19 protein-coding genes are annotated in these 22,756 nt (G+C 45.2%); 14 read left to right on the top strand and 5 right to left on the bottom strand.

Annotated elements, in window-relative coordinates; translation table 11 throughout:
• Positions 1–725: 725 nt before the first annotated feature.
• On the top strand, positions 726–1,181 hold the full coding sequence (locus tag HRU42_RS12840; RefSeq protein ID WP_295031722.1) for a hypothetical protein: 456 nt from the start codon (positions 726–728) through the stop codon (positions 1,179–1,181).
• Positions 1,182–1,360: 179 nt separating this feature from the next.
• Here the strand turns inward: HRU42_RS12840 and HRU42_RS12835 are convergent, their stop codons facing one another.
• The 5 genes from HRU42_RS12835 to HRU42_RS12815 all read right to left on the bottom strand — a co-directional run bounded on the left by HRU42_RS12835 (position 1,361) and on the right by HRU42_RS12815 (position 6,756).
• Positions 1,361–2,524, bottom strand: coding sequence for an ROK family transcriptional regulator (locus tag HRU42_RS12835; RefSeq protein ID WP_295031720.1), 1,164 nt, complete (start codon positions 2,522–2,524; stop codon positions 1,361–1,363).
• A 105-nt stretch (positions 2,525–2,629) separates the two neighbouring features.
• Complete coding sequence (locus tag HRU42_RS12830; protein ID WP_295031718.1) at positions 2,630–3,274, bottom strand: HAD family phosphatase; 645 nt, start codon at positions 3,272–3,274, stop codon at positions 2,630–2,632.
• Between the two features lie 33 nt (positions 3,275–3,307).
• Positions 3,308–4,231, bottom strand: coding sequence for a glycerophosphodiester phosphodiesterase family protein (locus tag HRU42_RS12825; RefSeq protein ID WP_295031716.1), 924 nt, complete (start codon positions 4,229–4,231; stop codon positions 3,308–3,310).
• Between the two features lie 44 nt (positions 4,232–4,275).
• Entirely contained in the window at positions 4,276–5,646 is a 1,371-nt protein-coding gene (locus tag HRU42_RS12820) for an MFS transporter (protein WP_295031714.1), read from the bottom strand.
• A gap of 72 nt (positions 5,647–5,718) precedes the next feature.
• Positions 5,719–6,756: a UDP-glucose--hexose-1-phosphate uridylyltransferase gene (locus HRU42_RS12815; RefSeq protein ID WP_295031712.1), complete on the bottom strand. Its 1,038-nt coding sequence runs from the start codon at positions 6,754–6,756 to the stop codon at positions 5,719–5,721.
• Between the two features lie 545 nt (positions 6,757–7,301).
• On the opposite strand from HRU42_RS12815, the gene HRU42_RS12810 reads away from it, so the two are divergent.
• The 13 genes from HRU42_RS12810 (at position 7,302) to HRU42_RS12750 (ending at position 22,677) form a co-directional block, all read left to right on the top strand.
• Positions 7,302–8,240, top strand: a complete 939-nt coding sequence (locus tag HRU42_RS12810; protein WP_295031710.1) for a glycerophosphodiester phosphodiesterase family protein — start codon at positions 7,302–7,304, stop codon at positions 8,238–8,240.
• Positions 8,241–8,294: 54 nt separating this feature from the next.
• Positions 8,295–11,006 (top strand): TonB-dependent receptor, encoded by a 2,712-nt coding sequence (locus tag HRU42_RS12805; protein WP_295031708.1) that lies wholly within the window; start codon positions 8,295–8,297, stop codon positions 11,004–11,006.
• A gap of 391 nt (positions 11,007–11,397) precedes the next feature.
• Complete coding sequence (tsaE, locus tag HRU42_RS12800; protein WP_295031706.1) at positions 11,398–11,856, top strand: tRNA (adenosine(37)-N6)-threonylcarbamoyltransferase complex ATPase subunit type 1 TsaE; 459 nt, start codon at positions 11,398–11,400, stop codon at positions 11,854–11,856.
• A gap of 2 nt (positions 11,857–11,858) precedes the next feature.
• Positions 11,859–13,181 carry an N-acetylmuramoyl-L-alanine amidase gene (locus HRU42_RS12795; protein ID WP_295031704.1) on the top strand — a complete coding sequence of 441 codons (1,323 nt, stop codon included), beginning with the start codon at positions 11,859–11,861 and terminating at the stop codon, positions 13,179–13,181.
• Between the two features lie 49 nt (positions 13,182–13,230).
• Complete coding sequence (gene mutL, locus HRU42_RS12790; RefSeq protein WP_295031702.1) at positions 13,231–15,096, top strand: DNA mismatch repair endonuclease MutL; 1,866 nt, start codon at positions 13,231–13,233, stop codon at positions 15,094–15,096.
• 48 nt (positions 15,097–15,144) lie between these two features.
• Positions 15,145–16,071 carry a tRNA (adenosine(37)-N6)-dimethylallyltransferase MiaA gene (miaA, locus tag HRU42_RS12785; RefSeq protein WP_295031700.1) on the top strand — a complete coding sequence of 309 codons (927 nt, stop codon included), beginning with the start codon at positions 15,145–15,147 and terminating at the stop codon, positions 16,069–16,071.
• A 94-nt stretch (positions 16,072–16,165) separates the two neighbouring features.
• Positions 16,166–16,444: an RNA chaperone Hfq gene (gene hfq / locus HRU42_RS12780; protein ID WP_295031698.1), complete on the top strand. Its 279-nt coding sequence runs from the start codon at positions 16,166–16,168 to the stop codon at positions 16,442–16,444.
• 19 nt (positions 16,445–16,463) lie between these two features.
• Positions 16,464–17,762 carry a ribosome rescue GTPase HflX gene (hflX, locus tag HRU42_RS12775; RefSeq protein ID WP_295031696.1) on the top strand — a complete coding sequence of 433 codons (1,299 nt, stop codon included), beginning with the start codon at positions 16,464–16,466 and terminating at the stop codon, positions 17,760–17,762.
• Positions 17,763–17,802: 40 nt separating this feature from the next.
• Positions 17,803–18,945, top strand: coding sequence for an FtsH protease activity modulator HflK (gene hflK, locus HRU42_RS12770; protein WP_295031694.1), 1,143 nt, complete (start codon positions 17,803–17,805; stop codon positions 18,943–18,945).
• A 2-nt stretch (positions 18,946–18,947) separates the two neighbouring features.
• Positions 18,948–19,826, top strand: coding sequence for a protease modulator HflC (gene hflC / locus HRU42_RS12765; RefSeq protein ID WP_295031692.1), 879 nt, complete (start codon positions 18,948–18,950; stop codon positions 19,824–19,826).
• Positions 19,827–20,150: 324 nt separating this feature from the next.
• On the top strand, positions 20,151–20,741 hold the full coding sequence (gene petA, locus HRU42_RS12760) for a ubiquinol-cytochrome c reductase iron-sulfur subunit (RefSeq protein ID WP_295031691.1): 591 nt from the start codon (positions 20,151–20,153) through the stop codon (positions 20,739–20,741).
• Positions 20,741–21,955 (top strand): cytochrome bc complex cytochrome b subunit, encoded by a 1,215-nt coding sequence (locus tag HRU42_RS12755; protein WP_295031689.1) that lies wholly within the window; start codon positions 20,741–20,743, stop codon positions 21,953–21,955. Before petA ends, HRU42_RS12755 begins: the two co-directional genes overlap by 1 nt.
• The gene (locus HRU42_RS12750) at positions 21,955–22,677 is read left to right on the top strand and encodes a cytochrome c1 (RefSeq protein ID WP_295031687.1); all 723 of its coding nucleotides are present in this window, start codon (positions 21,955–21,957) and stop codon (positions 22,675–22,677) included. The genes HRU42_RS12755 and HRU42_RS12750 overlap by 1 nt, the downstream gene beginning before the upstream one ends.
• The last annotated feature ends 79 nt before the right edge of the window (positions 22,678–22,756 follow it).

Genomic DNA, 22,756 nt, shown 5'->3' with positions numbered 1-22,756 from the left:
TGACTCTTTGTTTAGAGCAAAAGGGCGATACCTTACCAAGGTATAGTCATCGGTTCGAACCCACTCTTTATGTAAAGAATGGGCGCTCCAAATTTAAAACGTTTTGAATACGCTAAATATTCGAGACTAAAAAGTTTTACGACATTAGCTCAGTTGACTCTTTTTTTAGAGCAAAAGGGCGATACCTTACCAAGGTATAGTCATCGGTTCGAACCCACTCTTTATGTAAAGAATGGGCGCTCCAAATTTAAAAGATTTGCGGCATTCGCTCAGTTGATTACTTGAAAGAGTTGATACCTTTTTTTGCTAAGGTATAGACTATCTCGAAATAAGAGTCGCTTCGAACCCCTCTGGTTTAAATTAAAAACTCGCTCCAATCTCCCTCTGGCACTGACTAAAAACTCCCACACACCAGTCTCAAAACTTCTATTATCTCAGATCTGAAATCTCGCTATTACCATTGTAAAAAATACAAAGCGTACTAAGCTTCAACCTTCAATATCGGTGTATCTCCCCTAGAGATCTCATTATCCGGTTATTTCATGTCTATATCACCTTCTGGCCGTTTACGTGAGGAATAGCGAAATTTTTTAATTATTCCTAATCTAGCCAGCTTAGAAATAACAAACTTAGACCTTGTTCAAGTATTCCATTGGTGTTTGTCCCCATAATGGCTGGAGTAAAAAATACTTTAGCCAGCTTTTGGCAACATTTGGAGTGTAAACATGCGATTTCAACAACTGAGTGAACTGTTAAGTTATGTTGCTACTTGCCGAGTAGAGATGGCGAAACTCTATAGCAGACTGCAGCAAGAGGCCGACTCAGCGAGAGTGAAGATGATGCTTGAGTATTTCCAACAGCATCAGATGGGAGTATCAGAAAAGCTTAAAAATTATACCGATACAGCACCTAAAAACGTGCTGGATACCTGGTATAAAGACATTAGTTTTGAGGATTTTATAAAGAGGTGTCGCGAAACGGTGTTGACCGCAAAGATGTCAGAAGAGGATGTGTTAGATTTTCATTTGAATCTGGATAACCGCTTGATCCAACTTTTGCAAGATACCGCCGAACACTCTTCCTCTGTAGGGATTGCTGGAACCTTAAATGAACTCGTGCGTGTAGAGAAAATTCAACAACAAAGGCTGGTTCATAGCTGCATACGAATGGATGATCTCTAAGACGACTAGGCCTCTGTAAGAAAGCTGCTTAAAGGGACTCAATTTTCCAGGCTAACGCTTGAGCCACACTTCTACTCGTGTCTATAGTGCGAGATGAAATCACTGCTAAATAGGTACAAGCAGGACAGTCTCTAGTCGGTGATAGCCACGAGTTGATAGCGTTTTTACCAGGGAAATAGTTAATAATCGAAGAAACAATGTATGAAAGGTAAGTGTGCAGCTCCAGTTGTGGTGACTTCTGGCTCGCACTGGGCAACGTAGATTTGTGCATGTTCGCGTTCGATGCTACGTCTTTGTTTGGTAAAAAATTCAATATGTGGGATCAACCGATACGCCAAGGCGTTCGGCAGTCTGCCTCCGAGCACTATGGCTTGAGTATCTAAAATGGCGGATGTCGCAGAGCAGATCAACGAAATCGCCGCAGAGACAGTCACTAGCCACTCTTCTATGCCTGTCCAGTTATCATCATAATGTTCTATAAGCTCTGAAACAGAGCCGATATTCTCCCCATGGCTATTAATAATAACTCGCAGGGTTTCTAAATTGGGTGTGGTATAGCCCGTCATAGGGAGTATGCTGGAAAATTCACCTGCATTACCGCGGGAGCCAGAAAAAATACTTCCCTCACTAATAATGCCACCGCCAAAACCGGTCGCAATATAAAAGTAAGCAAAATTATTGATGGTTCGGCCGATACCCAACATATTTTCGGCTATAGCTGCGGCTTTGCCATCATTCTCTACCCAGACGGGCAAGTGTAAATGCTCTGAAAATAGCAGTTCTAAATCAATCAAGGCAAAGTCATCTAGGGAGCTAGGTGGGTTAAACACGGCTTCCTTATTGATGCGAAAACCACTGGTTGCTACGCCGACGCCTAAAATATCTTCGCGGCACAGTTCGGCTTTGCGCAGCATTTGTTCGATGCATACGCTGACGGCGGCAAGTACGGTATCTCTGGTTAAATTTTCTAGTACGGGAGTATTAAAATCAATCAGTTTGCCAGAAAAATTCATTAATGACACTGCCACACTATCGGCCATCAAAGACACGCCGAAAGCATAAGAAAATTTTGGGTTTAAGGAGAGAATCGTGCTGGGCTGACCCCGTCTATTAGCTAATAAACGTTGTCCTTTTTTGATCATCTGCTTCGTTTCTAGCTGATTAACAATTCTTGATAAGGATTGCTGAGAAAGTGCTACGTTATGGGTCAACTCCGTTTGCATGCAGCTGCCTTTCTTACGAATGAAGCCTAGAATTTCTTTTTCACTTTGGCTAACAAATTCCGCCATGGCATGATTATTAAAGTGCGGTTTAATTCGTGGTGAAGTTTTATTTATTTTCATATGATCTATTAATCGAATCAGTGATTATAAGCTTTTAAATTTCATCGTTAGCCGCTTATCTTAACATTTAAGCTAATGTAGGGGGTAACGATACTTTTCCAACACTTACCTATTTAAGATGTACTTGTTATTGTGGCTCAGGGGGATTACCTTATCTATTATTGCCTGGTAGCAAGTGTCACTCTCTGTAAATTCAATGGCTTGAAGTCCACACTCTAGTGCGGCACTGATATTGTAGGGCATGTCATCAATAAATAAGGTATGTGCAGCATTTAATTTAAACTTGTTTTTAATTAACTCAAAAATATTAATGTCAGGTTTAATCAGTTTTTCATAACCAGAAATAACGAGTCCATCAAAATGTTTAAAAAAGCTGTGAGTTGCGGTTAAATACTGATATGACTCCACTGACATATTCGATAGGCAATAAAGTTTAATGCCGTGAGCAGACATTTTTTCGAGTAATAGAACGGTTTTATCTATCTGGGTGAACGACTGCTTAACCACGGCGAATAGTTCATGGATACTGGCCACGCTTACGTTAGCTCGGGCCGCAATTTTTATCGCAGCCTCTTGCTCAGTTATTAGACCTGCATCTAAATCTAACCAGTCCTGATGCTGGAAAACCTGCTCGAGCATCAGCTGCGCCAAGGTTTTATCTGGGGTAAATGTATTTACAATATGGTGTGGATCCCAGCGGATCAATACTGCGCCCAGGTCGAAAATCACACTATCAACGTATTGAGCCATATCCATTTCCTCTCAATTACTGTTAAAATCAATCTACTGAACAGCAGCAGAAAAATCAGGGCGTAAGCCTAACTCATATAGATACTCGAGCAATAATGCCGGCTGATCGGTTTGAATGATATCAACACCGGAACTAATTAATTGCTCATAACCAGAAAAATCCCCCTTAATTGCCTGCTTGTCACTATCGCCAAGGGCGTTAAGCCAACCCGAATTACTCAGACTGTCGAGCTCGGCCATTAATTTTTTATCGGCATAATGTGGTCTTAGATGCACCATATGGAAGTCATTCTCGGTGGCAATGGCTATCGCATGTTGGTGGTTCATCGCGATGGGCAGCATTAAACTGCCTGGAATCGCAGCTTGTAAGCGTTTAAGTTTATTAATATCTTTATGGTAAGCGGTAATTTGCTCATTCATGCCCAGTTCATTGACTAACTCCGCCAGGAGTTCGAGTGTCTTCGGTGAACTGGATTTAAGATCAAGATCGGTGAAAATTTTGCCTCTTGCCGCCAGGAGCGCCTCGCGTAATGTCGGCACTTGGTGCTCGGTAAGCTCACTTGTGCTGCCCTTGCTATTTTTCAGTCTGAATGTCCGTACTTGCTGGAAGGTTAATGCGCTGATGTCGCCGCTGCCATTTGTGGTCCTATCCAGGCTGCTGTCGTGCATCAATACCAGCTGGTTATCTTGAGTTAAACGCACATCAATTTCTATGATATCGACACCCAAGCGGATCGCTTCCTTGATCGCGGCAATGGAGTTTTCAGGCAAATCATTATGGGCACCACGATGGGCAGCAACCAAGACACGAGTTTGGTTTTTCTCGATGATGGATTGCCTGATCGACAGCGCATGATTGCCGGGGACGTCTACGATGTCTGAGTTGAGGTCATGGGTTGAGCCGCTGCAAGCTAGCTGTATCGTGCAGAGGGCCAATAAGATCAATTTGTTTATCATATGCCGTTACCTGGTTAAATGAGTCATTTATGGGGTTATGTCGGTTAGCGCATGGCTGCATCAGGGGATTTGGCGTTCCACACCAAGGCGGCAAGTAGTAACGAGACTACCGAAGCGCCAATCCAAAATATATATATCTGCTCAAAATTATATACCGCAACACCGTCAACCATCACCTTGCTGCTTTCAATCAAATAACCACTGAGAATATCTTGTATGGCTGCCCCGATATAACTGGCAATACCGATAATACCCATGGCCGCACCAGAGGTCGCTTTTGCACAAATATCTATCGCCATTAAACCACCTAAATACACCAATAGTGCCCCTAGGGTGAGGCCAAATAACATCATGCTAAGGGTGTCCATTAACATATCTGCGGGACCGAGCAGGAACCAGCACATGGCAATGGTGTGAAAAACACCAAAAATGAGTGCTGGCATATTATGACGGCCATTGAAAATTTTCTCTGAAATCCAACCTGAGGCAAAGGTACCTATGATGCCTGCGATGGCACCGGAAGCGATAATGGTACTCGCTTCAATTGTGCTGTAGCCTTTTTCGACCTCTAGGAAGAAGATCCCCCAACTGTTGATGGCATAGCGGGTCACATAAAACATGGCGCTTGCAAGGGCTAATATCCAGAGTACTGGATTTTTCAATAAGGTAAACTGTTGTACATTAAGTGATTTTTCTGTCTCTGGTGAGGATGTTGGTGCCTGCGGTTCTGCTTGGTGCTGGCTAGTTAATTTACCTTCTCGCTGATCGTCTGTCTTATCCTCTTCCGTTGCCTGGCCCTGAAGGCCGAATACTGCGGGTTTTTCGTATAAAAATTTCAAAATAACCAAGGCCATACCAAGACACAGGATCCCGGCGGCATGAAACCCTGCTTGCCAGCCCCAAGTGGTGATGACGGTGGCAATCGCGATGAAGGTTATCGCTTCGCCGATGTTGTGACTGGTTGCCCACATGCCATAATAGGTGCCCCGTTCCTTGCCACCAAACCAATGCGATATGGCGACGACACTCGCTGGTGCACCAAAAGATTGGAACCAACCATTGAGCCCCCATAAAATAACAAAGAACCAGAAACCCGCGGTGAAGCCTAACAAGAGGTTAATCAGCGCCGATATCAGTAAACCGGTAAACATAAAACGGCGAATATTGACTCGGTCGGCTATAAAGCCATTACAAAACTTGCCTATCGCGTAAGCAAAAAATAACGAAGAACCGATAAAACCCATCTCGGTAGCGGTAAAAATCCCTTCATCCATCATTGGCTTCTTAGCGACACTAAAACTTAGCCGACAAATATAATAGAAACCGTAACCAAAAGTTATTGACAAAAATACGGCAAGTTTACGGCGTCGTAACTCTTTCGCCGCATCTGCATCTTCCAAATCGCGTGGTGACATTGATGCGCTTTTTTTATAGAAACCATATAGCAATTCAATCACTTAATTACCTCACTCTGCTTCGTTTTGTTTTTATTTTTTTTTGTAATGTATCTGTGATGTGGCCCGTAGTAACTGTGCCGCCTGCTCTGGGGTTAGATCTCGTTGAGCTTCGGCCATTAATTCATACCCGACCATAAATTTCTTCACCGTTGCCGAACGTAATAATGGCGGATAGAAGTGGGCATGTAATTGCCAGTGCTGCCCCTCTGCTCCGCTAGGCATATTGTGCCAGCCCATGGAATATGGAAATGAACAGGTGAACAGGTTGTCATAGCGTATAGTCAATTGTCGCAAGATATCGGCTAGGCTGAGTCTTTCATCCGCAGTTAAATCAATCATTTGGCAGATATGGCGTTTAGGCAATAACAAGGTTTCAAATGGCCAACTGGCCCAAAAGGGTGTCACCACTAACCAATGGGCATTCTCAATGACGATCCGCTCCCGGTAAACGAGTTCTTTATTGGCGTAATCGAGCAGCATATTGCGCCCATGTTTAATAAAGTAAGCTTTTTGAGTCGCGTCTTCTTTCGCCACTTCGGTGGGTAACCTGTCCGACGCCCAAAGTTGACCATGAGGATGAGGGTTAGAGCAGCCATTAATTGCACCCTTATTTTCAAATATCTGCACCGATAAATACTCATTGCCCAGCGAGTGATACTGGTTTATCCATTCATCAACAATGGCCGCGATCTGTGCTACCGACATTTCGGGCATGGTCAGGCTATGATCCGCCGAATAGCAGATCACCCTACTGGTGCCTCTTACTGAATCTAAGGTAAATAATTCATCCTCAACACTGTCTGCCTCGGGAGTGTCTGCAATTAAGGCCGCAAAATCATTTGTGAATACAAATGGCTGCCGATAGTCCGGATTTTGCTCGCCGGTGATACGTTGATTCGTTGGACACAAGAAACAGTGCTCATCATAAGTGACTGTGTGTTGCTCGGCGATTGTCTCGACCTGTCCTTGCCACGGACGTTTAGCGCGATGTGGTGAAACCAACACATATTCCCCTGTGAGCGGATTCAATCGTCTATGAGGATGGTCTTCCCGGTTAAATCTGGTCATCGGCCTTCATTCTTTTATTTACAGACTACTGATCAGCATTGGAGCAAACTTAGCAATAAATAACAAGTTAAAACTCACCGTAAGTTATAACTTCGGCGGATTGAATGATTTCAGCTGAGGTTATAGTTAGGTTGTGACGACGCTATACGGGGCGGTTATCTGGCACTGCCATTCAATAATGAGCACCGAAATTCCAATGATTTTAGATAAAATTAACAAAGTCTAACTTTGTTCAACCTAATGAAGTATGGCTCCAACCCTATGGTGTAGCTTGTGTGAACTGAGGTTTATATTGAGGGTTGACGTAAGTCTGTGTTTTAAAACAATGAGATGTATGGAGTTTGACTCCTAGTGCCTGGGTGGCTAGTCGAATAAAAGTAAAATAAGTTAATATGTATCAATACTTGTTACATGCATGGTGTTGACTTTATTTTTTATCACGCGTAAATTGAGTTGTAAGTACTCGTGGTGGGTTTTAATGAGTGATTCGATGTCACCTTGGTATTTAAGCACCTTTCAGCACAGATAATAGATAAAGAGAAAATATGAATAACAATACTCTAGTCCATTTAACGTTAACGCTTGCATTCACAGCCGTGTTAGCCGCCTGTACTTCGCCAAGCCACACCGGTGGCACTCTAGTAAGTCAGGCAGATGAATTAACGCAACGCTTAATAAATCCTGATGGGCAGGTAATGGTGGTTGCTCACCGCGCCTGCTGGCGATTAGCGCCAGAAAATAGTCTAGCTGCAATACAAGCCTGCATCGCTAACCATATCGATATCGTGGAGATAGATGTTCAGCGCAGCCAAGATGGTCACCTGGTGGTTATTCATGATCTCAGTGTCGATCGCACTACCGATGGTACCGGCTTAGTCAGTGATATGACCCTCGCTCAGCTGCAACTACTGCGACTAAAAGAATTTAACGGTGGTGATGTTGCTAACTTGACCAGCCAGAGCATACCGACTCTTGCGCAAGCGTTTACCGCCACCAGAGGTAAGGTGTTAGTTAATCTTGATGCTAAAGCCGATGTCCGCGATCAGGCCTATGCACTGGCTGAAGAGATGGGGCTCTTAGACCAAATAATCATTAAGATGCCCTTAACTCATCCGGGTGAAGAACTGAGTAGCTTTAATTTTTATGGCAACACATTTTTTATGCCCATAGTGCATGAGAAAAATGGCGATCTAGGCATGATGGTTAAAAACTTCGATGCCGAGCCTCAGGTTGCCTATGAAGTTATTTATAAAACAGAGGCGGGCTTAAGAGCCGCATGTGCCGCTGCCAGTGCTCAAAATAGCCGCTGTTGGTTAAACACACTCTGGGAAGGCTTGAGCCCTGGACATAGTGATGAGCGCAATCTCGACAATCCCGATGCTCATTGGGGTTACGTCATCAAGGAGCTAGGGGTCAACATGATCCAGACTGATCGCCCGATTATGCTGACTCAATATTTACAGTCCAAAGACCTGCATGATTAAACAATAATAAAATTCATATAACCATAAATAATAATTAAAATATTGGGAATAAACATGAAAAAGAAGCTGTTAAGTGTCTCTATCAGGCAAGCTATAATAACGTCAGGGATGTTTGCCTCACTCCTTGCTGGCAGTGCACATGGACAAGACGTCAGCGACGCTGGGCTAGATCTTACTAACGTAGAAGTGATCGCGGTCACCGGTCAACGTTTAGCCAATAAACGTGCTATCGACACCAAGAGAGAATCTGCACAGGTTGTCGATGCCATCGCCTCCGATGACATAGGCTCACTACCTGATTTTAATGTTGGTGAAGCGGTACAACGTCTGCCAGGAATAAGTATTCAAAATGATCAAGGTGAAGCGCGCTTCATTTCGATCCGAGCTCTGAATCCTGAATATAACTATATGACAGTCGATGGTATGTCTATGGCGGTACCCGATCGTAATGGCCGACGTCCGTATATGGATACACTGCCTGCGTCTATGGTAGGTACCATCGAAGTATTCAAGTCACTCACCCCAGATATGGAAGGCACTGGCATAGGCGGTCAAGTGAACCTGGTTACTCGTAGTGCCTTCGATTTTGATGATACCTTCTTTAAAATACGCGCCGAAGGAGGAGAATATGATCAAAATGATGGCTATGCTGGCGATGATAAAAAGTCGGGTAATGCAGATTTTGTGTTTGCCGACACATTCGGTGACAGCAACCAGTTTGGGCTGGTCTTAACCGGTAACTATTACAAGCGTAACTCCTATGTAGTCAAGAGTGAATTTGGCAATAATCGTGGCTGGGCTGATGAAAATGGCTCTAGAGCCGATGAGCCATACGGTGGTTTAGGCCCTGGCAGTGAAGTGCTCGGTGATAACGTGTCTCTGTGGTATAAAAATGACCGTGAACGAGCCGGTATGAGTGGTAAGTTTGAATATCGTCCCAATGATGACACACAATTCTTTATCAGCGGTTATTACAACCAAGCCCTCGATGATGAAGCACGACAGACCGACAAGCTTGGCTGGTTAGATGATTTTACCCCAACCTTGAATGAAGATGGCACATCGACTTCAGGCACCGCCCGCGGCCGTCATAAAATTTATTTAGGCCAATTTCAATTCGAACGTATTGTGTCTGGTACATCGGCAGGTATGAGTCATTACTTCGATGACAACAGCAAGTTGGAAATTGTAGGCAATGTTTCCAGGTCTAAATTTGTCAATGTCGAAAATTGGAATGAGTGGCAAACCGCTACCGGAGGTAATGAAGGCGATATCGGGTTTAATTATAAATACAACCCGGATGGCACCTACTCAGTGGTACTGGGTGAAGAAGCCAGCGATCTTTCCAACTATAAAGCCACTAAGCAACGTGGCCTAGATCAGCGCCGTCTGGATGAGACCATTAATGAATTGAAGATCGATTATGGTTTCAATAACGATGCTTACGCCGAAGGTTGGGGTTATAAAGTAGGTGGGAAATATCGTAATACCGATCGTAGCTTCGATGAGCAACGCAGCCAGTATGTCCCGTCAAGCAGCAATAATGGCAGTAATTATCACTTAGGTAACTCAGGGGTATTCTCTCAAGGACCGTGTTTTATCGGTTGTGGTGACTCTAGCCAAGGTATGTTCTTAATCGATGGCAGCTTAGTTTATGACAATTTTGAACGTGAATTGGCGCTTAATCCCGACGATTGGGAATATCAAGTTAAGGCCGATGAACAAGTAAGAAATGACTACACCATCAATGAAAATATTTATGCCGCTTATAGCATGTTGACATACGCCGGTGAAGATTATCATGTCATTTTCGGTCTACGATATGAAGGTACTCGTTGGGAGGGTACCGGCTTCAGTAAGAATGATGGTACTTGGGAACCTGTTAGCAACGAAGGCAGTTATGATGATTTTTTACCATCGGCTAACTTTACCTATGATCTTGCTGAAGATATCAAATTACACCTAGCCTATAGTCATGCCATTGGTCGAGTGCCTTACAACTTGATGGCACCGGTAGGTGAATCAATAGATGATGGTGGTGACGATCTGACGCTGAAGCGCAGTAATCCTGATTTGGAAGCGCGTCGTTCGCGTAACTTCGACATCTCGGTTGAAAAGTACTTCGATGATGGTGAAGGTATGATTGCCGTGGGTCTATTCCATAAGATCCTTAAAGACGAAATATTCAAGGTTACCGAAAACATCACCCTAGATTGGAATGGTGAAGAAACCGATGCCATCGCCACTCAATACGTTAACAATGATGAAGATATCAATATTTCAGGTTTAGAAATCAACTTCATCAAAAACTTGACCATGCTACCTGGTGCGTGGAAAAACTTAGGGGTGTCAATGAACGCCACCTGGACCACCACAGATTTTGACATTGCCGACGAAGAAACGGCTGGGAAAAGTGGTTACTTTAACGAACGTAATTTATTGGTTGGCCAGGCGGATGAAACCTATAACGCCGCGATATTCTATGACGATGACAAATTCTCTGCCCGTATTGCCTATAACTACACTGGCATGACGTTAACCAACATCAATATCAAGGACCCTTGGTTATCTCGTTATAATGAGCCCGTAGGCCAGCTCGATGCTAAAGTGGCATACAGCGTTACCGACAACCTGGACATCTCCCTCAACGTATGGAACTTAAATAACGTAGAGAACCGCGGTGTGATCGGTCGTGATCAGGAGCTGGTGCGCTATGTTGAAAGCTACGGTCCTGCGGTATTCTTTGGTTTCAGTTATGTGATGTAATGCAATAGAACTGGCTGCTATTTATACCGTTAACTAAGTAGTTGCGATACAAAAATGCCAAAGCCTGATATCGAATTGATATCAGGCTTTTTATATTTTAAAACCGCATAGGTGAGCAGTCCCAGCGAGCCATCTTTCTGCTAATCAACAGGATAAAAAGCGTAGAGACCAAGACGTCTTGCACCTAAGTGACGATCCCACTCCCACGCCAACTTCAGCTCCTCTCTTTATATCATCCTCTGGTGGATCAGCGCAGCCATAAATCCAGAGCCAAAGTCCCTCAGTGGCACCTAATTGATCGCACCTCGACTAAAATCGGTTTAGCTAATAAGCAATTTGGTATAAAATAATCGGTTCGAAATAGTGATAGATAAAGGTTTAAGTCAATACAATGGCATCGATTAAGGTTTTTCTAGATAATGAGCAAGATACGGTGGAGCTGGGCAAGCGGCTAGCGCAAGTGATTACCCCGCCTTTAACACTGAATTTATCGGGTGAACTGGGTGCAGGCAAAACCACATTAAGCCGAGGTCTGATTCAGGCGTTGGGCCATGACGGGGCGGTGAAGAGCCCAACTTACGCCCTCGTTGAACCCTACGAATTAGGTGATATTGAACTATTTCATTTCGATCTATATAGGTTGAGCGATCCCGAGGAGCTCGAATACATGGGGATCAGAGATTATTTCACCGCTAAGAGTATCTGTCTGGTTGAGTGGCCTGATAGGGGGCATGGATTAATGCCAGTAGCCGATATCAGTATTGCAATTAAATATGTGGGTACCAGTCGAGAAGTTGAAATAACTTCAGGCACAACTAAAGGGCAAGTATTGCTGAGTAAGCTTAAATAATAATGATAAAAATCGAAAATCTTCTCAAAGTTATACTTGTGATGCTGATGCTAACTAGCTCTTTTGTTGTCCATAGTGCCAATAAGCTAGATGGTGTGCGCATCTGGGCCGCCCCAGAGTCGACTCGAGTCGTTTTCGATCTAACTCATGCACCTACATATACGCATTTCACTCTGACTAGCCCTAGTAGGCTAGTCGTCGATCTGAAGGGGACCACTACCGCATTAAATCTCGGTAAACTGGCGAATAACAGTAAATTGGTTAAGAGGGTGAGGATAAGTCAACCGCCTTCTAAAGGGACCTTACGTCTGGTTATCGATCTAGTAAAACCGGTAAAAGCGAGCCTGTTTTCACTGCAGCCAACGGCTCCCTATGGCAACCGCTTAGTCGTCGATCTCGATGCTAGTCGCTCTTCTGTCACTGTGGGTCAGCCGAGTAAACCCACACAGAAGTTGAGAGACGTCGTTATCGCCATCGATGCCGGGCATGGGGGCGACGATCCTGGTTCTATCGGGCCATCTGGGATCTATGAGAAAAAAGTGGTGTTAGAGATCGCTAAAAAACTGCAAACAAAAATCAATGCCACTCCAGGCATGAGAGCCGTTATGACACGCACCGGGGATTATTTTGTAAACCTCAATAAACGCTCTGAAATTGCCAGAACCAGTGGGGCTGATCTCCTGTTATCTATTCATGCCGACGCATTCACCTCACCGCAACCTAGGGGAGCGTCAGTCTGGATCTTGTCTATGAGCCGGGCTAATAGTGAAATTGGTCGTTGGTTAGAGCAGAAAGAAAAACATTCAGAACTCTTGGGTGGGGCCGGTGAAATTATTCAAAATACCGATAATGAACAATATTTGGCCATGACCTTGCTGGATATGTCTATGGATAGATCCATGGCGATTAGTCATAATATCGCCGACGACGTGCTGGTTAACTTAGGTAAGGTCACCAGACTGCATAAGCATAAACCCGAGTCGGCAAGTTTTGCTGTATTAAAATCACCTGATATCCCGTCCATCTTGATTGAAACAGGCTTTATCTCTAATCATCAGGAAGAGAGATTGTTGACTCAAAGAGAGCATCAGAACAATCTGGCTAAGGCAGTTTATAAAGGCGTTGTTAACTATTTTGAGACAAATCCTCCGGTGAATTCTTTGATGGCAAGCAGAGATATGCGCAAGCATAATGTTCGCAAGGGCGAATCTCTTTCCGTCATCGCCCACAGGTATCAAGTGTCGGTGACGAGTATTAAGAAAGCCAATAACCTCAAGTCTAATAACATTCGGATCGGTCAAAAGTTAGTCATTCCAAGAGCCTAGTTTATCTTAAGTGAGCTTGTGAGTTTCCCTGTTTTGAGAGCTAAAAATTATGACAATTCAGATATTGCCACCTCAGCTAGCTAACCAAATTGCGGCGGGTGAAGTGGTCGAAAGACCCGCTTCAGTCATCAAGGAGTTAGTTGAAAATAGCTTAGATGCCGGTGCGACCCGAGTCGATATAGAGATCGAGAAGGGCGGCAGCAAACTGATTAAAATCCATGATGATGGCTCTGGGATCCCCAAAGAAGAGCTGAGCCTAGCGCTGTCCAGACACGCCACCTCTAAACTCAGTACCTTAGACGACCTAGATGCTATCTTAAGTTTTGGTTTTCGCGGTGAAGCGCTAGCGAGTATCAGCTCGGTGTCCAGATTGACCTTGACCTCACGCACGGCTGAGCAGAGCGAAGCGTGGCAGGCCTATGCCGAAGGATCCGATATGGCCGTTAAGGTGATCCCCGCGGCTCACCCTGTAGGTTCAACGGTTGAGGCGGTGGACTTGTTTTTTAATACACCCGCCCGAAGACGTTTTCTCAAGAGCGATAAGACCGAATTTACTCACATAGATGAGTGGCTTAAACGCATAGCTCTAGTGAGGCGTGATATACATTTCACATTTAAAAACAATGGCAAACTGGTTAGAAACTATCGAGCCGCAAAGACCTGGGATCAATATTTACAAAGATTGGCTCAGATATGTGGCAAGAAGTTTGTGGAACAATCGCTCCAAGTCGAGTGTGAACATGAAGGCCTGAACTTGTCAGGCTTTATACAGTCACCCTATTTCGACGGTCCGGCCTGTGATACTCAATATTTCTATGTCAATGGTAGACTGGTTCGTGACAGACTCGTCAACCATGCGGTGAGGCAAGCCTTTGCCGAGCATGTGAGCGGCGTTCAGGCGAGCTTTGTCTTGATGCTCGAACTCGACCCTCATCAAGTCGATGTCAATGTACATCCGGCTAAGCATGAAGTCAGGTTTCATCAGAGCCGTTATGTCCATGATTTTATTTTACAGGCATTACAATCGGCACTGTCTCAAGTCAGCCAATCAGTCTTTTCTGATGCAGCCCCTAGCGATAGAGACGTATCCTCGAGTGCTTATCAAGCAGATATGCAGCCAGTTCTGGCAGTCAATGAAACAGATGAACTTAACCCAGGGACTGCCGCTAAACTTCCTTTCGACAAGGGGCTCAATACCAGTCCTCAAGCTCGTCAGCATGAGTATTCGATAACATCGTCTTCATCCTATCCTGCAAGCAAGAGTGGTTTAAGGCCGAGTTCCGCCTCACGCCCACAAGCTGAGTTACCTTCGGCTGCGGCTATCGCTTCTTATGGAGCCTTATTGACCACGCCTGTGGTACCAGCTATGGGGCGCAGTGAGCTTGTCAATGACCTGCAGGGCATGCCACCGGTATTGGACGCTAGATATTGGGTGCTAACCCAAGGGGATAAACTCACATTATTAGCGATACAAGCCGTCGCCTCCAGACTCTTACAAATAAGCATATTCGCTAAGCTCGAAGACGGCTTGATCAGTCAGCCGCTGCTGATGCCGGTCTCAATATCTATGGACGATGACTGGAAGGAGACGATTGAGTGCAGAGAGTTAGTGTTAAGAAAGATAGGAATTGAGCTAACAATTCGCCTAGGGCAGTTGATAATAAAGAAAGTGCCCCCATATTTAAGACAGAGTCAGTTAGTCAGTGTGATCCCCGAGTTATTACACTGGCTGCGTTTTGAAGCGCCAGGCGAGGAGGCGTTGGCAAGCTGGCTTGCCAAGCATTGCGAAATAAATCTCCAGGCTCCGGCGCAAATCTGGCAAGACTTGATGTTAGCGGAACAGAGCCTGAGAGAGGAACTGATGGCGGACGTCATTAGCTTACCCTGGCAAGTTTGGTTGGAAAAAGGGCACTGATTTAACCAGTGTTTTTGTTAGCTAGTGCAAAGTTGGAAGTATATACGAGTGAGTGAAACGAGTTTACCGAAAATAATTACCCTGATGGGCCCAACTGCCTCAGGAAAAACGGCGTTAGCGATTGAGCTAGTCAAAGAGCACAATTGTGAAATCATCTCAGTCGACTCGGCGCTTATTTATCGCGGTATGGATATAGGCAGCGCTAAACCGACGGTGGAAGAACTCGCGGTAGCGCCGCATCGGTTGATCGATATACGCGATCCTTTGCAGAGCTACTCTGCGGCAGATTTTAGAACCGACGCGCTCAGAGAAATTGCCGATATTGTAAACTCCGGCAAGACGCCCTTGCTTGTAGGGGGCACAATGCTCTATTTTAAGGCTCTGTTAGAGGGATTATCCCCGCTACCGGCAGCCGACGACGTTATCAGGGCCGAGATCGCCGCTGAAGCACTGACCCATGGGTGGCAACACCTGCATGATGAATTACGGCGCGTCGATCCTGTTTCGGCCGAACGTATTCATCCTAATGATCCTCAACGATTATCCAGGGCGTTAGAGGTGTTTCGGATCAGTGGTAAAAGCTTGACGCAGCTGACGCAAATTAAGTCTCCTCCTCTGCCATATGAGGTTATTCAATTTGCAATTGCACCGAAAGATCGAAAAGTGTTACATCTTTCTATAGAAGAAAGATTCAAATTGATGTTAAATCAAGGTTTCGTAGAAGAAGTTTGTCGCCTTAGGCAGCGAAATGATCTGCATTTAGCGCTGCCCTCTATGAGGTGTGTAGGCTATCGGCAGTGCTGGCAGCACCTAGATGGTGACTATGACTATAATACTATGGTCGATAAGGGGATAATTGCTACTAGGCAATTAGCTAAGCGTCAATTAACATGGTTAAGAGGCTGGTCAGAGTTAAATTGGCTGGAAACTGGGTTAGATTCGAATCTAACCAGTGTATTGCGACATTGTCGCTAGCTAATTTATCCTCGCTATATAATACTAAATCTAAACAAGAAAGTTATGTTGTATTAGTTTTACTACTTATTATTAAAAAAAAGGAAATAATAAAATGGCAAAGGGGCAATCTTTACAAGACCCATTTTTGAACGCACTTCGCCGTGAGCGCGTTCCTGTATCCATTTATCTTGTTAATGGTATTAAGTTACAAGGACAAGTTGAGTCATTTGACCAGTTTGTTATCTTGCTTAAAAACACGGTTAGTCAAATGGTATATAAGCACGCTATCTCTACAGTTGTGCCAGCGCGTCCATTCACTGTAAGCACCCATCACGCGACACCGACTCAAGCTGCAGATTTTACTGGTCAGCAAGATGAGGCGAGCGAGTAGTAGTTGAGGAGTATGCTTTTTGTTTGATCGTTATGAGGCGGGTGAAAGTGCCGTTTTGGTACATATTGACTTTGCCGATGAAGACCGTAGGGAAGACTTAGTCGAACTACAATTATTAGTCGATTCGGCAGGTGCTCAGCAGGTCGGTTTGATCACTGCGAGCCGTCGTTCACCGGATAGAAAATTCTTCCTTGGTTCGGGGAAGGCTGATGAGCTCGCGGCTTTGGTCGCAGCGACAGAGGCGAATGTGGTGATTTTTAATCATGCACTGAGTCCTGCTCAAGAGAGAAACCTTGAGCTGGTTTGCCAATGTAGGGTCTTGGACCGTACAGCGCTCATCTTAGATATTTTTGCCCAGAGAGCACGCACCTATGAAGGCAAGTTGCAGGTGGAGCTAGCGCAGTTACGCCATATGTCGACTCGTCTAATACGGGGTTGGACTCATCTGGAGCGCCAGAAAGGTGGTATTGGCATGAGAGGACCTGGGGAGACCCAGCTCGAGACAGATAGACGTCTACTCCGTGGCAGAATGAGTACCATCAACAAGCGTCTGGCGAAGGTAGATAAACAGAGAGAACAGAGTCGAAGGGCAAGGAGTCGCAGTGAGCAACCTACGGTTTCATTAGTCGGTTATACTAATGCGGGTAAATCAACTCTGTTCAACTCGCTTACAGTTTCAGAGGTATATGCTGCAGATCAACTGTTTGCTACCCTAGATCCTACCTTGAGAAAGTTAGATCTACCGGATGGCGCGATTATCTTGGCCGATACCGTAGGTTTTATTCGTCACTTGCCCCATGATTTAGTGGCGGCGTTTAAGTCGACGTTACAAGAAACCCGCGAAGCGGATCTGTTACTTCATATTGTCGATTGTCATGATGAGAATATGGGGGATAACTTTGAGCAAGTTCAGTTGGTGCTCAAAGAGATAGGTGCCGATGAGATCCCGCAATTGATCGTCTGTAATAAGATAGATCTGTTAGAGGATGTCAACCCAAGGATTGATTATAACGACGAAGGTGTTCCCACCAGAGTCTGGGTTTCGGCGCAGCAACAAAAAGGCTTAGATCAGCTTAGAGAGGCCATCAACGTCATCGTTGGCAGGACTACTGTGGAGCTGACTTTGCGGATCCCGGCAACAGCCGGGCATTATCTTGGCCAGTTTTACCGACTTGACGCGATACAGCAGAAAGAGTTTGATGATCTGGGGGACTGTATCTTATCTGTTCGTTTATTGGAGGCCGATTGGCTCCGATTAGTGAAGCAGAGCCAAGGGGACTTAGAGCGCTTTATTGTCGAAGACTCGGCGGTAGAGTAATTTTTAATCTCGTTTAATTCATACACCTATGGAGTGCTAAATGGCTTGGAACGAGCCCGGTAACAAGGGAAATAAAGACCCTTGGGGAAATAAAAGTGGTAACGATAAGGGACCACCAGATCTAGATGAAGTTTTTCGTAATCTTTCGAAGCGTTTCGGCGGTGGTAAAGGTAATGGTAAGGGGCCTACAGTTAGTTCTTTCGGTCTGATCATTGTCTTGGGCATAGCCGTTGTCGTATGGGGCCTTTCTGGTTTCTATACGATAAAAGAAGCCGAGAAAGGTGTCGCACTTAGATTCGGTGAGTACAGCGGTGAGGTCGAACCTGGCCTTCAATGGAAAGCAACATTTATCGATGAAGTTATCCCTGTCAACGTGAGTACTGTCCGTTCGATTCCCGCCTCAGGCAGCATGCTGACGGCAGATGAAAACGTGGTATTGGTTGAGCTGGATGTGCAGTATCGAGTGACTAATGCGTATAGTTTCTTGTTTAGCGCGGTCGATGCAAACGCGAGCCTGCGTGAGGCGACAGACAGTGCATTACGTTATGTGATCGGTCATAACAAGATGGATGACATCTTGACTACGGGCCGAGACAAGATACGTCATGATACCTGGGCTGAAGTCGAGCGTATTATCGAGCCTTATAAGCTAGGTATCAGCATTGTTGATGTGAACTTCCTGCCTGCACGTCCGCCTGAAGAGGTTAAAGCAGCCTTCGATGATGCGATTTCGGCACAAGAAGATGAACAAAGGTTCATTCGCGAAGCCGAGGCTTATGCCCGTGCCATCGAGCCTAAGGCTCGTGGTCAAGTTAAACGCTTGGAGCAGCAAGCCAAAGCTTATAAAGAACGTGAAGTCTTAGAGGCCAGAGGTAAAGTTGCTCGATTCAACCTCTTGTTACCTGAATATAAGGCTGCGCCGGACGTGACTCGTGAGCGTTTGTACTTAGATGCAATGGAAATTGTATTGAGTGGCACCAGTAAGGTGTTAGTCGATTCTAAGAACAGCAACAACATGATGTATCTTCCGTTAGATAAGTTGATGCAGAAGAGTCAGTCAGATACTAAGCCTAGAAGTGTAAACTCTAGTGCTACTACGAGTTCTTCTTATGATTCTGCGTCTCAAAATAATGTGCCGTTGGATACACGCCAGACTCGTGGCGAACGTCAGGGGAGGAATTAATCATGGGTAGACTCATTACGATTATTGCTGCCGTGCTAGTAGCTGTGTTCTTGTCGTCGATTTTAGTGGTCAACGAAGGTGAGCGAGCGATCGTCTCACGTTTCGGTAAGATCCTAAAAGATGATGGTATCACTCGTATCTATGCGCCTGGTTTACACATCAAGATCCCTATGATCGATAAGATCAAATTTCTTGATTCACGTATCCAGACTTTGGATGGTGCACCAGACAGATTCGTGACTTCAGAGAAGAAAGATCTTATGGTCGACTCCTATGTGAAGTGGCGTATCAAGGACTTCGAGAAATACTACTTGTCGACTAACGGTGGTGTTAAGGCGAACGCCGAGTCGTTACTACAGCGTAAGATCAGTAATGACCTTCGCACCGAGTTTGGTCTTCGCACGATTAAGGAGATTGTCTCTGGAAGTCGTGACGAACTGCAACAAGATACATTGAAAAATGCATCCGAGAGTGCGGCAGACTTAGGTATCGAAGTGGTTGATGTGCGAGTCAAGCAGATTAACTTACCGGCTAATGTGAGTTCGAGTATCTATCAACGTATGCGCGCCGAGCGTACTGCGGTAGCGAAAGAGCACAGAGCACAGGGTATGGAGCAATCTGAGATCATCAAGGCGACGACTGACGCTTCGGTCACCATCATGCTAGCCGATGCTCAACGTAAGGCCCTCGAGGTTCGAGGTGAAGGTGATGCAGTTGCGGCTAAGATATATGCAGATTCATTTAACCAAGATCCTGAGTTTTATAGCTTCTTGCGTAGCTTAGAGGCTTATAAGGCCAGTTTCGAAGGTGATTCGAATGTGATGGTACTTGAGCCTGATAGCGACTTCTTCAAATATATGAAGAGCCCTTTAGCCAAATAAGTCTATTTGGATGAAAGCCCGGCGTATGCCGGGCTTTTTTTTGCTTTAAACTTCCAAGTCGCTAATTTAGCATCATATGATATTTCTTTTTTTTCACTTATCTGTGCATATATGATCTTTATTATATAACTAGATGACTATTAAATGGCCTGAGAAGGCTATTTTGCTTACATAGTTAACTTAGTTATTGGATTTACTATGATCTGCTTCTGATTTTTGGCTATAATGAGCCCCGCCTCAAGTTTCATTCTTGAGTCTTGGGCGAAACCCCAATTTAAACATTAATTTAAAACAAAAATTCCAACACTCTCTGGAGATAAGTGGATGAGCAATGCGCCAGTCGATACCGGACGTCGCAGATTTCTGACCGCAGCAACCGCCGTAGTAGGTGGTGTAGGTGCCGTCGCTGTAGCGGTTCCTTTTATAAAGTCATGGAATCCGAGTGCCAAAGCGAAAGCTGCAGGTGCACCGGTTGAAGTAAATATCAGTAAAGTAGAGCCAGGTCAGTTAATTCGTGTTGAATGGCGTGGAAAACCTGTTTGGGTGGTACGTCGTACTAAAGAGATTTTAACCAATCTTGCCACACTCGACAGTCAACTCCGCGATCCAGCTTCGGCAGAAGAGCAACAGCCTCCTTATGCTCAAAATGCGGTTCGTTCGATCAATCCGGAGTATTTTATCGCGGTGGGACTCTGTACTCACCTAGGTTGTTCTCCTACCTATCTACCAGATACGTTCAGTGAGCAGGTTGAGGGTGTTCCTTCAGGCTTCTATTGTCCGTGTCATGGTTCTAAGTTTGATTTGGCTGGTCGCGTCTTCCAAGGTGTGCCAGCGCCGTTAAACTTAGTTGTTCCACCACATCAGTATATCGATGAAGGCAATGTCATCATCGGTGTCGATCAAGGAGCAGCGTAATGATTAAGAATCTAGTTGATTGGATCGATGCTCGCATCCCGATGACGGCGACTTATAACCGTCATGTGGGTCAATATGCGACACCAACAAACTTTAACTTTTGGTACTTCTTCGGCTCACTTGCCATGCTGGTTCTGGTTAACCAGTTACTGACAGGTATCTGGCTGACAATGAACTATGTGCCAACTGCAGAAGGCGCATTCGCGTCAATCGAATACATCATGCGTGATGTTGAGTATGGCTGGTTGCTGCGCTATATGCACTCCACCGGTGCCTCGGCATTCTTCGTGGTGATTTACTTGCATATGTTCCGTGGTCTTATTTACGGATCTTACCAGAAGCCAAGAGAGCTACTTTGGTTATTCGGTATGCTTATCTTCCTCGTGCTAATGGCTGAAGCGTTCATGGGCTATCTGTTGCCATGGGGACAGATGTCATATTGGGGCGCTCAGGTTATTATCTCATTGTTCGGTGCCATTCCTTTTATTGGAGATGACCTAACTCTGTGGATACGGGGTGACTTTGTTGTCTCCGGCGCGACGCTGAACCGTTTCTTCGCTCTGCATGTCATTGCACTGCCTCTGGTCTTAGTTGTGCTTGTGTTCCTGCACTTGATTGCCTTGCACGAAGTGGGTTCAAACAACCCCGATGGTATCGAGATCAAGCAGAATAAGGATGAAAATGGATGGCCTGTCGATGGTATCCCATTCCACCCTTACTACACAGTTAAAGACATATTTGGTACCGCAGGCTTCCTGCTAATCTTCTGTTATGTCCTCTTCTTCATGCCTGAAGGTGGCGGTTACTTCCTCGAAGGGCCTAACTTCGAAGCGGCTAACTCGATGAAGACACCAGAGCATATTGCACCGGTTTGGTATTTCACACCTTTCTACGCGATATTGCGTGCGATTCCCGATAAATTGATCGGCGTTATCGGCATGGGACTGGCGATTGCTGTACTGTTCGTACTGCCTTGGTTAGATCGTTGTAAGGTGAAGTCTGTGCGTTACCGTAGTCTGACACATAAGCTGAACCTAGGTCAGTTTGCCGTTTCATTCATCATACTTGGTTATTTAGGTGCGGTTCCGGCTACACCTGAGCTAACGATAGCGGCTCGTGTATTTACTCTGACTTACTTCGGTTTCTTCTTCTTCTTGTGGCTCTACAGTAAGAACGAGAAGACCAAACCTGTACCTGAGAGGTTGACTCACTAATGAAAAAATTAATTATTGCATTAGTTACCTTAGTTCCAACACTAGCATTTGCTTCGGGGTCGTCGGTACATCTAGAGAGTGCCAACATAGATCTCAATGACACTGAGTCATTGCAACGTGGTCTTGACCTGTTCCAGCATAACTGTGCGGGTTGTCATAGCACTCAGTATCAGAGATACAACCGAGTAGCCGATGACCTAGACATTTCTCTCGACGACATGCGTGAAAAATACATGTTCGACGAAGATTCTAGGCCTGGCGACTTGATGCAAAATGCGATCCCAGAAGATGCTGCGGCTAAGTGGTTTGGTGCTTCGCCACCGGATCTCACTCTGGTTGCTCGTGTTCGTGGTGAAGATTGGATCTACACCTACCTTAAAGGTTTCTATAAAGATGAGAATCGTCCATTTGGGGTGAACAATACCGTGTTCCCGTCAGTGGGTATGCCTCATGTGCTGGAGCACCTTCAAGGGGTTCCGGTGAAAGAAGTCGTTAAGCACGAAGATGGGACTGAAGTCACAACCTTAGTCGCAACGGGTGGTTCTTTGAATGCCGAAGAGTATGATCAGGTGGTTCGTGATATCACAGGCTTCCTGGTTTACTCAGGAGATCCCGTAAAACTTGAACGTGAAAGCTTAGGTTGGTGGGTGATGGGCTTCCTGTCTATCTTCTTCGTTCTGGCTTACTTGTTGAAGAAAGAATACTGGAGAGATGTACACTAACCCCTTTAACGGTTAGAATGTACCATCCGCATACTGTAAACGAGGGGCATAGCCCCTCGTTTGCTTTCTGTTTTTTGCT

It is taken from the genome of Shewanella sp. (assembly GCF_013214165.1).
Taxonomy (GTDB): Bacteria; Pseudomonadota; Gammaproteobacteria; order Enterobacterales; family Shewanellaceae; genus Shewanella.
The sequence above is the reverse complement of the archived record's forward strand: the minus strand, read 5'-3'. Positions and strand labels throughout refer to the sequence as shown.